Source organism: Bradyrhizobium sp. CFUWI, from assembly GCF_056429085.1.
The window spans coordinates 1-458 of record NZ_JBWJZE010000180.1; the positions used below are offsets into that span (position 1 = coordinate 1).

Consider the following 458-nt stretch of genomic DNA (forward strand, 5'->3'; position numbering starts at 1 on the left):
GGCCAGGGCGCGGGCGCAGCGCATGGCTGCGGCGGCATGAGGAGAGACGCGCACGGCGGAAGCCGCCGCGCGTGGTGACGGTCGAGCGGCAGGGCCGCGAACACCTGCGCATCGTCGTGCGGCCGCGCCTGCGGGACGCGGTCATGCTGCTGGCCGGCACCTGCCTTGCCGTGCTGCCGTGGATCGCGGCAGTCCACCTGATCGGCGATCCGCAGGCCCGCGCGCGCCTGGCCGCTGAGAGCTTCTGGGCGATCGCGATGCTGTGCCTCTGGGCCGTGCTGGCGTGCGGCGCGGGCATCGCCCTGGTGCGCTTCGCGCCGCGCAGCCGCGAAGCCGTTCTGTCGGGCCCGCACGGTACGGGCGAGGCCCTGCGCCACTACCGCGCCGCGCCGAGCGTGCGCGACATGGGCGTGGTGCTGCACCACGTCGACGCGGTGTGGCTGCGCCGCGTGCCGCAC

The 458-nt window shown here is 76.2% G+C and carries 1 protein-coding gene; it reads left to right on the forward strand.

Translation table 11 applies throughout. From position 1 onward, the window contains the following. Positions 1 to 71 precede the first annotated feature (71 nt). A partial coding sequence (locus AC066S_RS39305; protein WP_478271980.1) for a hypothetical protein occupies positions 72 to 458 on the forward strand: 387 nt, incomplete at its 3' end.